16 protein-coding genes are annotated in these 12,204 nt (G+C 69.3%); 5 read left to right on the forward strand and 11 right to left on the reverse strand.

Features of this window, described 5'->3' with window-relative positions; all coding sequences use genetic code 11:
* Positions 1–59: 59 nt before the first annotated feature.
* Positions 60–1,163: a glutamate-cysteine ligase family protein gene (locus BMW35_RS00705; protein WP_089667235.1), complete on the reverse strand. Its 1,104-nt coding sequence runs from the start codon at positions 1,161–1,163 to the stop codon at positions 60–62.
* A gap of 132 nt (positions 1,164–1,295) precedes the next feature.
* Positions 1,296–1,961: a helix-turn-helix domain-containing protein gene (locus BMW35_RS00710; RefSeq protein WP_143052115.1), complete on the reverse strand. Its 666-nt coding sequence runs from the start codon at positions 1,959–1,961 to the stop codon at positions 1,296–1,298.
* Positions 1,962–2,362: 401 nt separating this feature from the next.
* Between BMW35_RS00710 and BMW35_RS00715 the strand changes: the two genes are divergently transcribed.
* Both BMW35_RS00715 and BMW35_RS00720 read left to right on the forward strand, forming a co-directional pair.
* A complete protein-coding gene (locus BMW35_RS00715) occupies positions 2,363–2,719 on the forward strand; it encodes a DUF5789 family protein (protein WP_089667237.1) in 357 nt (118 codons plus the stop codon).
* A 60-nt stretch (positions 2,720–2,779) separates the two neighbouring features.
* A complete protein-coding gene (locus BMW35_RS00720; RefSeq protein ID WP_089667238.1) occupies positions 2,780–3,127 on the forward strand; it encodes a DUF7130 family rubredoxin-like protein in 348 nt (115 codons plus the stop codon).
* 55 nt (positions 3,128–3,182) lie between these two features.
* Here the strand turns inward: BMW35_RS00720 and BMW35_RS00725 are convergent, their stop codons facing one another.
* Together BMW35_RS00725 and BMW35_RS00730 are read right to left on the reverse strand one after the other, a co-directional pair.
* Positions 3,183–3,869, reverse strand: coding sequence for a PHP domain-containing protein (locus BMW35_RS00725; protein ID WP_089667239.1), 687 nt, complete (start codon positions 3,867–3,869; stop codon positions 3,183–3,185).
* A 40-nt stretch (positions 3,870–3,909) separates the two neighbouring features.
* Positions 3,910–4,836, reverse strand: a complete 927-nt coding sequence (locus BMW35_RS00730) for a diacylglycerol/lipid kinase family protein (protein WP_089667240.1) — start codon at positions 4,834–4,836, stop codon at positions 3,910–3,912.
* A 198-nt stretch (positions 4,837–5,034) separates the two neighbouring features.
* Here BMW35_RS00730 and BMW35_RS00735 point away from each other — a divergent pair, with 198 nt between their 5' ends.
* Positions 5,035–5,823 (forward strand): formate/nitrite transporter family protein, encoded by a 789-nt coding sequence (locus BMW35_RS00735; RefSeq protein WP_089667241.1) that lies wholly within the window; start codon positions 5,035–5,037, stop codon positions 5,821–5,823.
* A gap of 11 nt (positions 5,824–5,834) precedes the next feature.
* On the opposite strand, the gene BMW35_RS00740 is transcribed toward BMW35_RS00735, so the two are convergent.
* The 3 genes from BMW35_RS00740 to BMW35_RS00750 all read right to left on the reverse strand — a co-directional run bounded on the left by BMW35_RS00740 (position 5,835) and on the right by BMW35_RS00750 (position 7,856).
* Complete coding sequence (locus BMW35_RS00740) at positions 5,835–6,689, reverse strand: M14 family metallopeptidase (protein WP_089667242.1); 855 nt, start codon at positions 6,687–6,689, stop codon at positions 5,835–5,837.
* Positions 6,686–6,907, reverse strand: a complete 222-nt coding sequence (locus BMW35_RS00745; protein ID WP_089667243.1) for a DUF1328 family protein — start codon at positions 6,905–6,907, stop codon at positions 6,686–6,688. The genes BMW35_RS00740 and BMW35_RS00745 overlap by 4 nt, the downstream gene beginning before the upstream one ends.
* A 61-nt stretch (positions 6,908–6,968) precedes the next feature.
* Positions 6,969–7,856: a mechanosensitive ion channel family protein gene (locus BMW35_RS00750; RefSeq protein WP_089667244.1), complete on the reverse strand. Its 888-nt coding sequence runs from the start codon at positions 7,854–7,856 to the stop codon at positions 6,969–6,971.
* 99 nt (positions 7,857–7,955) lie between these two features.
* Here BMW35_RS00750 and BMW35_RS00755 point away from each other — a divergent pair, with 99 nt between their 5' ends.
* Positions 7,956–8,411, forward strand: a complete 456-nt coding sequence (locus BMW35_RS00755) for a ferritin-like domain-containing protein (protein WP_089667245.1) — start codon at positions 7,956–7,958, stop codon at positions 8,409–8,411.
* A gap of 53 nt (positions 8,412–8,464) precedes the next feature.
* Positions 8,465–8,659, forward strand: coding sequence for a XapX domain-containing protein (locus BMW35_RS00760; protein WP_089667246.1), 195 nt, complete (start codon positions 8,465–8,467; stop codon positions 8,657–8,659).
* A gap of 39 nt (positions 8,660–8,698) precedes the next feature.
* Here the strand turns inward: BMW35_RS00760 and BMW35_RS00765 are convergent, their stop codons facing one another.
* The 4 genes from BMW35_RS00765 to sdhC are packed head-to-tail and all read right to left on the reverse strand — an operon-like array spanning position 8,699 to position 12,178.
* Positions 8,699–10,537 (reverse strand): FAD-binding protein, encoded by a 1,839-nt coding sequence (locus BMW35_RS00765; RefSeq protein ID WP_089667247.1) that lies wholly within the window; start codon positions 10,535–10,537, stop codon positions 8,699–8,701.
* Between the two features lies 1 nt (position 10,538).
* On the reverse strand, positions 10,539–11,420 hold the full coding sequence (locus tag BMW35_RS00770; protein WP_089667248.1) for a succinate dehydrogenase/fumarate reductase iron-sulfur subunit: 882 nt from the start codon (positions 11,418–11,420) through the stop codon (positions 10,539–10,541).
* Position 11,421: 1 nt separating this feature from the next.
* Entirely contained in the window at positions 11,422–11,784 is a 363-nt protein-coding gene (locus BMW35_RS00775) for a succinate dehydrogenase hydrophobic membrane anchor subunit (RefSeq protein WP_089667249.1), read from the reverse strand.
* A gap of 1 nt (position 11,785) precedes the next feature.
* Positions 11,786–12,178: a succinate dehydrogenase, cytochrome b556 subunit gene (gene sdhC, locus BMW35_RS00780; RefSeq protein WP_089667250.1), complete on the reverse strand. Its 393-nt coding sequence runs from the start codon at positions 12,176–12,178 to the stop codon at positions 11,786–11,788.
* Positions 12,179–12,204: the final 26 nt, after the last annotated feature.

Consider the following 12,204-nt stretch of genomic DNA (forward strand, 5'->3'; position numbering starts at 1 on the left):
CCTCATACCTACGTGTTACCGCCTGATAAGCCCGGGACTGGCACCTGCAAGGCGCGGCGTCAGGCCTCCTCGACTCGGCTCGGCGGCGACGGTTCGACGTCCAGCAACCCCGCCACGTCCGCCTCCAGGCGGCGAGCCTGCTCCAGACGCATCTCTCGGGCCCGTTCCTCGCTGACGGCCTCCGAGCCGCCGAGGCGCTCCGAGAGCGGGTCGTACGTCGAGCAGCCGAAGCCGAACCGCTGCAGGTAGTCACGCACTGGCTCGGGCGACAGCCCGAACGCGATTGCCACCCGGCTCAGGTCGTAGAGGTCGTCGAACGCCGGCACGCCGACGCGGTCGTCGTAGACGCCGGGGTCGCCGACCGTCACGGGGGCCTCCTCGGTCTGGGCGACGAGGCCGCCGACGTCGGCGGCCAGCGAGACGACCTCCGACGGGAGCGCCGCGTCCGGTGCCCGCCACTCCACGGTCGGCTGACAGCGCCGCAGCCGAACCGGGTTCAACACGGCATCCTCCGGCGTGAACGCGCGCTCCACGCGTGACGGCGAGACGCCGCGCTCGGCGGCGAGCGACGTGAACGACTCGAAGGCGCGGTCGACGCGGTCCTCCCACTCCGCGACCGAGTCGACGTACGACCAGAGGTCGCAGTACGGCGTGAACGCCGTCCCGCACTCGCGCCGGTAGGCGTGGGCGCGAGCGGAGCGCTGGGAGCGCTGCCCGCAGTAGTACGGCGAGGAGCTGACGAGCGCCAGCGCCGGGTCGAGCGCGGTCAGGAGGTTCAGCTGGCTGGTCGGCTCGGTGCGCTCGAAGTGGAGGTGCGTGCCCGCGCAGTTCTTCGCCGCCCGCACGCCGTCGCCGTAGATGCGCTCGAAGAGTTCGCCGCGCTCGGACGGCGCTGGGTCGTCCACCTCTGTCAGTGGGGTTCCGAGCGGGACGAGGCGCTTGCCCTCGGCCCGGGCCGCCCGGATGGCGGTCCCGAGGACGTCTTCGAGGTCACGCCGGAGCGCGACCTCCGAGTCCCGGGGCGCGGTCCGGACCTCCAGCAGCGGCCCCACGAACTCGGGTTCGATTCGCTCGTGGGCGTCGGCTATCTGCCGACCGCCGCACAGGCAGCCGTGCTCGTCGATTACCCATAGCTCGAGCTCAATGCCCGTTGTGAGTGTCATTGGTGTCCCCGAACGACGTCCACTCCGACCACCCCGTGACCCGTCGTTCGTACCACGACAGAACACCGAGCGCACGGTTGCGCTCGTCCCTTTCGAGTGCAACCCCTTCACGAGGGGTCGGACACCCCGCTGTCACTCGACGCGTGCGACCGGGAAGTCCGCCGCGACGACGTTCGCTATCGTCGACCGGTGGGCGCGCGAGAGCCGCTCGGAGAGCGCCTGGTGGCTGACGTCGAACTCGTCAGCGAGCTCTTCGAGCGTGACCTTCCGCGGGATGTCGTAGAAGCCGTGCTGGAGCGCGGTCTCCAGAGCGACGTACTGCTTGCGGCTGAGTCCGTGCTGGCGCGAGCGCACCGACTCCGTCGGGTCGTGGACGGACTCCACGTCGACGTCCAGCCCGGCGTCCCGGCAGCCGTGGTACCAGTCCTCCATCGGGCCGCGGTCGGCGAACAGCGCCCGGAAACACCACTTCTCGTCGGCGGCCCGCGTGCGCATCACGGCTCCCGCCTCCGGGAACATCGTTTCGAGGCGGTCGCTCGCGTCGTCCGCCCACTCCACCTGATAGACGCACTCCTTCTCCAGCGTCGCCAGCGGCGAGACGGACGCCACGCTCGGGTCGTCGCGGAGCGCGGGCTCCACGTCCTCGTAGTGGCCGTCGAAGACGAGGACGGGCAGCATCGAGTCAGACCCGGCGGCCACCGTCCGGACGGCGTCCACCCGGGCGTCCGGGACCGTCCGGAGCGTCGCCGCGAGCGCGAGCTGGTCGGCCGGCACCGCCGCCTCCACGACAGAGGTCACCGGCCGCCCACCTCCACGGCTCCCTGCCCAAGTGGCCTCTCGGCCCGCGTCTCGCGTTGTCTCGCTCGTGACTCGACCGAGCCGACGCTGCGAGTGCTCGACCGACCAGTGCGACCGGAACCGACGTCCGTGGTACCCCGTGTCTCCATTGTTTCGACCCTCGGTGTGGTGGAACCGCTACCAGCGACAGCGGCAATGTTATTTGGCGTGTAGCGCGAGAAACGCGGCGCTACGCGGCGACGCGGTCGCTGCTAACTGGCCGCTGTACGCCCGCTGCTGGCGGCGGACGCGAGTAGGGTCGGGCTGTCGAGTATCGTTCGCGGTCTACCGCCGCCCTGTTGCAGTCGCAAGGAACGTAATCTGAAACAACACGTTTACCGCGAGTCGCCGTACCTGGCCGTATGGCACCCGAGGACGAGCCGGAAGCGGATTCGACGGACAGCGACGACAGCCGGAGCCAGGGTATCGAACTCGGGGCCCTCGACGACGACCTGGAGGCCCACGACTACCCGGCGTCGGCGTCGGCGCTCGTCGACGAGTACGGCGACCGCGAAATCGAGTTGCCGGGCGGGTCCCAGCGCGTCGGGGAGGTGCTCGGACTCTACGAGGAGGACGACCAGGAGTTCGACGACGCCGAGGCAGTCCGGACGGCCATCCACAATCTCGTCGGTACCGAGGCCGTCGGCCGCGACAACTACAGCGACCGCGGCGGGTCGACGCCAGACGAGAGCACCGACGACGAGCACGAGTCGTTCTGAACGCCGCCGACCCGAGCCGGCATCGCGCGTGAACCGACCGACGCGACACACCAACCCACAATGAACGAGACCCACGACGACGCCGAGGAGACCGCCAGCATCGAGTCCGGAGACACCGTCTACGACGACGACGGCCGCGTGCTCGGTATCGTCACCGACTTCACTGACGAGGGGTTCGCGGTCGAAGTCGTTCAGGCCGGCGCGGACGTCGCGCAGTCCGAGAACGCCGGCCCCGCCGCAGAGACCGACACCGAGGACATCCCCGGGAAGGACTTCGGCGAGGGGTACCTGATGTGGCGCTGCGAGGACTGCGGCGAGATGGGCGAACTCGACGACGACGGCATCCCCGAGGAGTGCCCGAGCTGTGGCGCGCCGAAAGAACACATCCACATGGCTCAGGAGGACTGACCGCGGACCGACGGCGCGTCCCCGAGCGCCGGGACCAGTCGCTCGGACGCAGCGGCTACCAGCCGCCGGGGAGCAGTGACTCGCGGCTCGTGCGCCGTTTCGCGAGGTGGACGTAGTGGTAGGCTCGCTGGAGCAGCCGGTGGCCGGGCACGGGGTTGACTTTCGGCTCCACGCGCCCGTCGCGTATCGCTTCGACGACCGCCTCCGGAGTGAGTTCGTCGGCGTCGATGCGGGTGTACGCCCGCCCCGCCTCGAACGGGAAGTGCGCGTCGCTGCCCGCGACGATGGGGAGGTCGAGGTCGTCGGCGAGCCGCCGCACCCGGTCCGCGCTGCTCGGGTGCTTGCCGTTGATCTCGACGGCGTCGAAGTCGGCCTCGGCGTCCAGGACCGTCCCGCGCCGGTAGGGGTGCGGGATGATGGCAGCACAGCCCCTGTCGTGGGCCATCGACACGACCTGTGCTGGCGTCATCGCTCTGGGGTTCGTGGCCGTCGGCGGGTCCGGGCCGACCACGAGCGCGTGACCGCGCGTGGTCGACACCTCGACACCGGGCAGAAACACCGGGGTGTCGCCGCCCGCCGAGAGTGCGCGGTAGTAGTCGTGGTTCGTGAGCGCGACGCCGTCCAGGCCGCGCTGACGGCTCATCGCCGCCAGCGCCCGCGCCCCCACGGGGTCGTAGGCCGTCGGCCGGCCCGCCGCCCAGTGGAAGAACCGCGTGTGGGCGTGGAGGTCTACGTCGAACACGCGACCACCTCCCGGGGCCCCACTGGGAGTGGGAGCCGGCTCACAGTCCCCCCGGGTCGGGGTCGTAGCCGTCTCCGACCGCCACCTCGAGGGCACCCGGGTCGGTGCGAACGGACAGCGAACTCCGGGACAGCATCTCGCCGTCCAGACTGAACCGGACCGACTCCGACTCCCGGAGCGTGAGTTCGAGGGCCGGCGCTCGGAACCGCTGGACGTACTCGGAGTCCGCCGCGAACAACCCCGACGTGACGGCCTCCCCCATCACGTCCAGCGTCGAGACGTCTTCCACGACCGTCACCTCGAACTCGCCGTCCTCGACGGCCGCCTGCGTGTCGTCGCCCCGAACGAACCGCCGCGCGTTCCCCACGAGCACCATCAGCGCCTCCCCCTCCCAGGCGGTCGTCTCCCCGCCGTCTCCGTAGGCGTCGACGGCCAGCGGGAGCGCGTCGAACTCGGAGACCGACCGCACGGTCGACACGACGTACGCGAGCACCCCCAGCTGGCTCTTCATGTCGCTGGACGCGTCGGCGCTCGCTTCCGCGGTCAACCCCGCGACACAGGAGTTCACGAACACCGAATCGTCGGCACGCCCCAGGTCGATGCGACGCCGCCGGCCGTCCTCGACCACGTCGAAGGCGTGGTCGATGCTCTCCACCCCGATGTTGCCGGCGAAGCTGTTCCCGGTGCCGGCGGGGACGACGCCGAGCGTGACGCTGTCGAGGGCGTCGGCCTCGTCGAGGCCCCGCACCACTTCGTTGACGGTGCCGTCCCCGCCCACCGCGACGACGGTGTCGGCACCGTCTGCCGCGGCTTCCCGGGCGAACGTCACGGTGTCCTCCGCGGCCTCCGTCTCGCGGTAGTCGTACCCCAGCAGCTCGGTTCGGTGTCGCACCGCGTCCGCGTGGTCGGCGTCGCCGCTGTTCGGGTTCACGATGACGACCGTCTCCGAGGCGTCTGTCGCTGGCATGGTTGACACCGGTCCCAGATGAGTCGCGGCGGCGGCCCGGACTGCTCACTCCGGACCACCCAGACTCGCCCCCGCGCTCACCGGACCGTCTTCCAAGGGCTGTGTCGGTCCGCAGGCTTTGTTATGAACGGCGTACGGCGGCTGTGTCGCCCGAAAGCGTCGCCCACTCTTTTCGCCGCGCCAGTCGACTAGCTCTGCGTGAGCAGTGCCCCCGACCCCGAGGAGATATTCGACCGCGCCGTCGACGAGGGCGACCGGCGTCTCGACCAGTCCACCCTGGAACTGCTCTCGACGAGTTTCATCGCCGGCTTCACCGTCGTGTTCGGTATCGTCGCGCTCGGCATCGTCCACGCCGCCGTCGAACCCGAATTCGAGGAGCTCGCCGCCGTCGCCGGGTCGCTCGCGTTCGCACCGTCGCTCGTCTTCCTCGTCGTCGGTCGCACAGAGCTGTTCAACGAGAACTTCTTCGACCCGGTCGCCGCCGCCTTCGACGCCGACGACACCTGGCTCGTCGGCCCCCTCGTCCGCCTCTGGACCGTCACGCTCGCGTTCAACTTCGCGGGTGCGGTCGCGCTCGCCGCGTTCGTCGCCGTCGAGGGTGCCATCCCGTCTCCGTCGGTCACGGCCCTCGTCGACACCGCGGAGACAGTCGCGGGCCGCCAGCCCGCTGCGGCGTTCGGGAGCGCGGTCATCGGCGGCGCGCTCGTCGCCCTGCTGTCGTTCATGCTGCAGGCCGTCGACACCGCCGGCGCTCGCATCTCGCTGTCGTTCATGGTGGGGTTCCTGCTCGCGCTCGGGCCGTTCCACCACGTCGTCGTCACCGTCGTCCACGTGTACGTCGGGATGCTGTTCGGTGGGAACGTCGGGTACGCGACACTCGCGGAGGTACTGGCTGTCTCGACGGCCGGCAACCTCGTCGGCGGCCTCGGGCTGGTGACGCTCTCGCACGTCACGCAGGTCGTGGGTGCCCGCAGCCCCGGCGACTGACCCGGCCGCGCTCACCGTCCGAGCCAGCTCGCGGGCACGCCCGCCAGCGAGTCTCCGAGCTTCCGACCGCGGTAGCCGAAGATGTCCGCGTAGCCGGTCTCGGACATCAGAATCGGGTAGAACGCCGCTTCGGCGACGAGCTCGCGGCCGTCAACCCGGCCGTAGACGGCACCCTCGGGGACGGACTCGAAGTTCTCGACGAACAGCTCGCCGCGAGCGCCCGGCGGTTTCGGCACGCGCCCGGTCATGTGGAAGAACGACGGCGTGCTCGGCGGCGGCTCACCGGGTAGCGCGTCGACCACCTGGAGGAACGACCGCGCCTGAAACTCGGCCGTGTCCGCCGCCGCGTCGGTCCCCTGGATGCCGACTTCGACCTCCACGAGGCAGCCACACGTCGTGATGGTCCCCTCGTTCACGCCCGAGTGGTCGACGGCGTGCTCCACCGGCAGCGCGGCCGCCAGGTCGTACTCGGCCGGCTGCGAGCGGTGGACGAGGGCGAACGGCTCCCGTTGCGAGTGCGTGCCGTGGATGGATAGCGTCGTGACGGACCCGAGCAGCTCGCAGAGGTCGGCCGCGAGCCGGTGCTCCCGGTCGCCGCGGGGGTCGCCCGGGAACACGCGGTTCAGGTCGGAGTCCAGATACCGCGTCCCGGCCGCGACCGCCGCCGGGTTCGCGACGACGAACAGCACGCCGCGACGCAGGTCGAGGTCGGCGGCGCGGAGCCGCCGCACCGCCCGGACGCCGCTGGGCTCGTCGCCGTGGACGCCACCGACGACCGCCACCTCCGGTTCGCCCGGTCCGGCGACTGTCACCTCGGGCGGCACGTACTCTGTCCCCGGCTGCCCGGGGTCGCCGCCGGCCGTCACAGCAGGAACGTGACGACCGCGAGCACGACGAAGATGACGACCAGCCACTTCGCGATGCTCATGCTCAGCCCGGCGATGCCGCGCGCACCCAGGACCGCTGCGACCAGCGCGAGCACCAGGAACAGGACAGCGAGCCCGATGAGGTCGCCGCCGAACTGGAGCGGCGTCACCTGCGCCAGCAACCCGGCTCCCCGTCCCGCTGTCGGTGTGAACACCATACCCGTGTGTCGGCCTCGGGGCAGTTTGTTACACCATCCATAGGCGGTCGGTGGCCGCGGACTACTCGCAGCGGTCGACGGTGAGTCGGCCACCGAGTTCGTGCTCGGACGGCGGGCTGACGGTGACGTCCTCGCTCGCGAGTCTGGCCTTCACCGCCGCCGTGTACACCGACCGCGCCGCCAACACGTCCGCGGGCCGCGGGCGTTCCAGCCAGTAGTGGACGTCCACAAACACGACGCCCTCGCCGATTTCGCCGACGTACGCCCTCGGCGCGGGGTCCTCGACCACGTCCTCGACGCCCTCGGCGGCGTCGGTGACGTACTCCAGCACGTCCGCCAGGTCCTCCTCGTAGTCCACGGCCACGCGTGTCGTGAGCCGGTGGCGCTCGCGGCCGTACGGCCGCACGATGGCCTCGCTCGTGAGCACGGTGTTCGGCACCGTCACGAGGTCGCCGTTCGGCGTCTCGACGCGGGTCGCACGCAACTGGATAGACTGGACGGTGCCCTCGTGGTCGCCCCACTCGATGTAGTTCCCGACGCTGAACTCCCGGTCGAACACCAGCACTAGCCCGCTCACGAGCGACCCGAGGACCGTCTGGGCCGCGACACCGACGGCCAGCGTACCGGCCGCCACCACGAGCGCGGAGTCCGAGAGGAACTGCCCGTAGCCCGCGACAGACACACCCACCACCGCGCCGAGCGCGACGAACACCACGCGGACGTAGCGCTCGATGGCCTCTTGCACGGTTGGGTTCTCGCGGTTTCGGCGTCGCACCGCGCGACCGACCAACGGCTCCACGACGAGCCAGCCGACGGCCACGACGACGACGAGCCCCGCGAGGAACCACGACAGGTCGACGACCACAGGCACCAGGTCGAGGACCTCCTCCGGACCCGGGTCACTGGGCGTGACCGTCGACGACAGCCCGGGGGCGCGTATCGCGGTCATCTCCCTGCCGGTGGACGCGCTCGGCGAGCCAATGTTATGCAGTGAGTACGCCACAGACCGACACACACCACTATACGTCTCGCTCGCGTTGTTAGAATCATGACGAGTGACGAGGTCACCCGACTGCTCCGCACCGCCTACCAAGACGAAATCGAGACCGTCATGAACTACATGACGAACTCCATCGTGCTCGACGGCGTCCGCGCGGAAGCCATCAAGGAGTCCCTCGAGACGGACATCCAGGAGGAACTCGGGCACGCCGAACAGCTCGGTCACCGCCTCAAACAGCTCGACGAGGCCCCGCCCGCGTCCGGCGAGTTCGAAGCCCACCAGGACTCCCTCCAGCCGCCCGAGGACAGCACGGACGTGCTCTCCGTCATCGACGGCGTCCTGGAAGCAGAGGAAGACGCTATCGAGACGTACCGGTCGCTCGTCCACGCCGCCGAGGACGCCGACGACCCCGTGACCGAGGACATCGCCGTCACCATTCTCGCCGACGAGGAAGCCCACCGCACCGAGTTCCGGGGCTTCCGCACCGAGTACGCGTCGAACTAACTGCGTCGCCGAAACCGCTGGGTTTTCCGCCGGCCGGCGACTACGCCGCGAGCATGAACACCACGTTCGTCGTGCTCGCAACGCTCGCCGGCGTCACCATCGGCGCTATCTTCGCGTTCCTCCGAATCCCCGTGCCCGCCCCGCACTCGCTCGGCGGCGTCATGGGCGTCTTCGGTATCTGGCTCGGCTACCGCATCATCGACCACGTCGGCGTCGGCTTCGACGCCGTCGAGTACCTCGGCCTGTAACCGCAGCGAACAGCGGCGAAAACGAGTCGCGTCGGGGGCTCAGTACGAGCGGTTCTTCGGCTCGTAGGTCTGGTCGTGCCCTTCGAGCAGCACCGGCCGGTACCAGAGTTCGGGGTCGCCGTCGTTCCACGACACCATCGTGTGCTTGAGCCACTCGTCGTCCTTGCGCTCCTGGTGTTCCTTCCGCCAGTGCGCGCCACGGAACTCGTCGCGGGCGAGCGCGCCCATCGTGATGGCTTCGGCGACGTCCAGCAGATTCCGCGTCTCGATGGTGTGCTGGAGGTCCGTGTTGAACGTCCGGGACTTGTCAGCGACGTAGACGTCCTGGTAGCGCTCCCGGGCCTCTTGGATGTCTTCTAAGGCCTGTTCGAGGTTCTCCTCCTGACGGAACACGTTCACGTTCTCCGTCATCGACTGCTGGAGCTCCGCGCGCACGTCGGCGTGGTTCACGCCGTCCTCGCGCCCGAGCAGCGTCTCGATGCGCTCCTCCTCGGTGACTTCGGCGTCGGCCACGACGTCCTCCGGGGAGCGCGCGTCGACGACCGGCTCGCCGCCGTCGGCGGCCGGCTCCGCGGAGTCCACGTCCGGCGCGCCGGTCGGGACGCCGAGTTCCTCGCGTTCGAGCTCCTCGCTCGGGCCGGTCTCGATGAGCGCCTCGCCCATGTCCTCGCCCGCGGCGTGTCGGCCCGCGAGCGCGCCGAACACGATGAGCTCGGGGAGCGCGTTCCCGCCGAGGCGGTTCGCGCCGTGCAGGCTCACGCAGCCACACTCGCCGGCGGCGTACAGCCCGTCGACGCACGTCTCGCCGAACTCGTTGGTCTCGATGCCGCCCATCGCGTAGTGCTGGCCGGGCTTGACCGGCATCGGCTCCTCGAGCCCGTCGACGCCCTCGAAGTCCTCCGCGAGGTGGAGGATGTTCTCCAGGCGGTCGGTGATGCGCTCCTCGCCGAGGTGGCGCATGTCGAGGTAGACGTACTCGTCGTCGATGCCGCGGCCCTCGTTGATTTCGGTGAGTTCCGCGCGGGAGACGACGTCTCGGGACGCGAGTTCGCCGTCGTTCGTCGCGTACCCGTACTCGAACATGAAGCGCTCGCCCTCCGAGTTGTAGAGGATACCACCTTCACCGCGCACACCCTCGCTGATGAGGACGCCCGTCGACGGGAGCGTTGTCGGGTGGAACTGAATCATCTCCATGTCCTCGATGGGGACGCCGGCGCGGTACGCCATCGCGACGCCGTCGCCCGTGTTCGCGACGGCGTTCGTCGTGTGGTCGTAGGCCTGCCCGAGCCCGCCGGTCGCGAGGATGACACCGTCGCGGGCCTTGAAGCCCGAAATCTCGCCGGACTGGACGTCCCAGGCGACGACGCCGTGGCACTCGCGGTCGTTCGGGTCCGGCTCGTCGGTGACGGCGAGGTTCGAGACGTACCACTCGTCGTACACCTCGATGCCCCGTTTCACGACCTGCTGGTACAGCGTGTGGAGCATGTGGTGGCCGGTCTCCGCGCCCGCGTACGTCGTCCGCGGGAACGACAGGCCGCCGAACGGCCGCTGGCTCACGCGGCCGTCGTCCTCTCGCGAGAACGGCATCCCCCAGTGCTCCAGCTGGATGACCTCCTCCGGAGCGGTCTTCGCGAACGTGTCGATTGCGGGGGCGTCGCCGAGGTAGTCCGACCCCTTCATCGTGTCGTACGCGTGGTCCTCCCACGAGTCTCCGTCGCGGAGCGCGGCGTTGATGCCGCCCTCCGCCGCCCCGGTGTGGCTGCGGACCGGGTGGAGCTTCGTGACGATCGCTACGTCTGCGCCCTGTTCCTGGGCGGCGATGGCCGCGCGGAGCCCCGCGCCGCCGCCGCCGACCACGATGACGTCGTGCTCGTACATGTTACCAGAACTTCAGGTTCTCCTTGACCGCTTCTCGCTTGAGCTCCTGGATGTGCTCGGTCAGCGGGATGTCCTTCGGACAGACCTCCGTGCAGGAGAACTGCGTCTGGCAGCGCCACACGCCGTGCTCCTGCTCGATGATCTCCAGGCGCTCCTGTCGCTTCTGCTCGCCCTCGCGCTCGTCCATGTAGAACCGGTAAGCCGCGTTGATGGCCGCCGGCCCGAGGTACTGGTTGTCCCCCGCGGCGATGTTGCAGGAGGACATACAGGCACCGCACCAGATGCAGCGCGTCGAGAGCTTGATGTTCTCGCGGTTCGACCGGTCCTGTCGCTGCTCTTCTAGCTCCCCGTCCGGCAGGTCGTCCGGGTCGAAGAACGGCTGGACGGACTCCATCTGGTCGTAGAAGTGGTCCATCTCCACCACGAGGTCTTTCACGACGTCCTGGTGGGGCAGCGGCTCGACGCGCACCGGCCACTCCAGGTCCCCCATCTGGGTCTGGCAGCCGAGGCGCTGGCTGCCGTTCACGAAGAACGCGTCCGAGCCACAGACCGCCTGCCGGCAGGAGTGCCGGAAGGTCAGACTGGAGTCGTACTCGTCGCGCGCGAAGATGAGCGCGTCCAGCACGGTCATCCCCTTCTCGAACGGGACGGTGAAGGAGTCGAAGCGCGGCTCCTCCTTGCCCTCGATCTCGGGGTCGTACCGGAAGACCTTCAGCTCGACCGTCTCGCCTTCGAACTCCGTCGCGGCCTGCGCGGCGGCCTCGTCGCGGGCCTCCGCTCGGACGCGCTTGTCGTCCATCCGGCGCTGCTGGTGGTCGGTGGTCGCCGGTGCCTCCGGCTCGGTCTCGGACTCGGTCTCGGATTCTGGTGTCTGCGTACTCATATTAGAACCCCGCGAGCGCGTTCGCCACGCGGACGCCCTGGACGACCAGCAGGATGCCGGCCACTCCCAGAACGAGCTGCGCGGCCCGCTTCGCTTTCCCGTCGATACCCTGGTTCACCAGCGCGTTGTAGACGCCGTTCACGCCGTGGAACGTCGCCGTCACGAGGAACAGAATCATCGTGACGTAGTAGCCCAGGCTCTCCATGCGGACCTGGCTGCCCGCGAAGTCGATCTCGTAGGCGTGGTGGACGAAGTGCAGATTGAAGAAGTGGAACGCCAGCACGACTACGAGGAACGCCGCGGTGAGCCGCTGCAGCAGCCACGTCGTCGACCCCGACCGGAACGAGGAGTAGCGCTCAGCCATGTTAGAACGCCCCCGCGAGGAAGGTCGGGACACTGGCGACGACGATTACGCCCGTCAACACCAGCGACGCGTAGAAACTCTTGTCCTGTGCCTCCAGCCCCACGCCGAGGTCCACGAACAGCAGCCGGATGCCGTTCAGGATGTGGAAGACGGCCACCGCCAGCAGCCCCACCTCGAGGAGTCGGACCACGGCGAGGCTCTCCAGCCCGCTCAGCGTGTTGTTGTACGTCTGTGCCCCCTGAAGCGACGTGCTCAGGACCGAGATGTGGGTGAACAGGTAGCCGACGAGAACCCACCCCGTGAACTTGTGAAACACCCAGGCCCACATACCGGCGGAGAATTCGGTCCACCGGCCGAAATCCTCCACGAGGCCTCGGTCATACGACTCGCTCATACCAAGTGGATGGTCAGGCCCGGCCG

Source organism: Halobacterium jilantaiense, from assembly GCF_900110535.1.
Lineage (GTDB): Archaea > Halobacteriota > Halobacteria > Halobacteriales > Halobacteriaceae > Halobacterium > Halobacterium jilantaiense.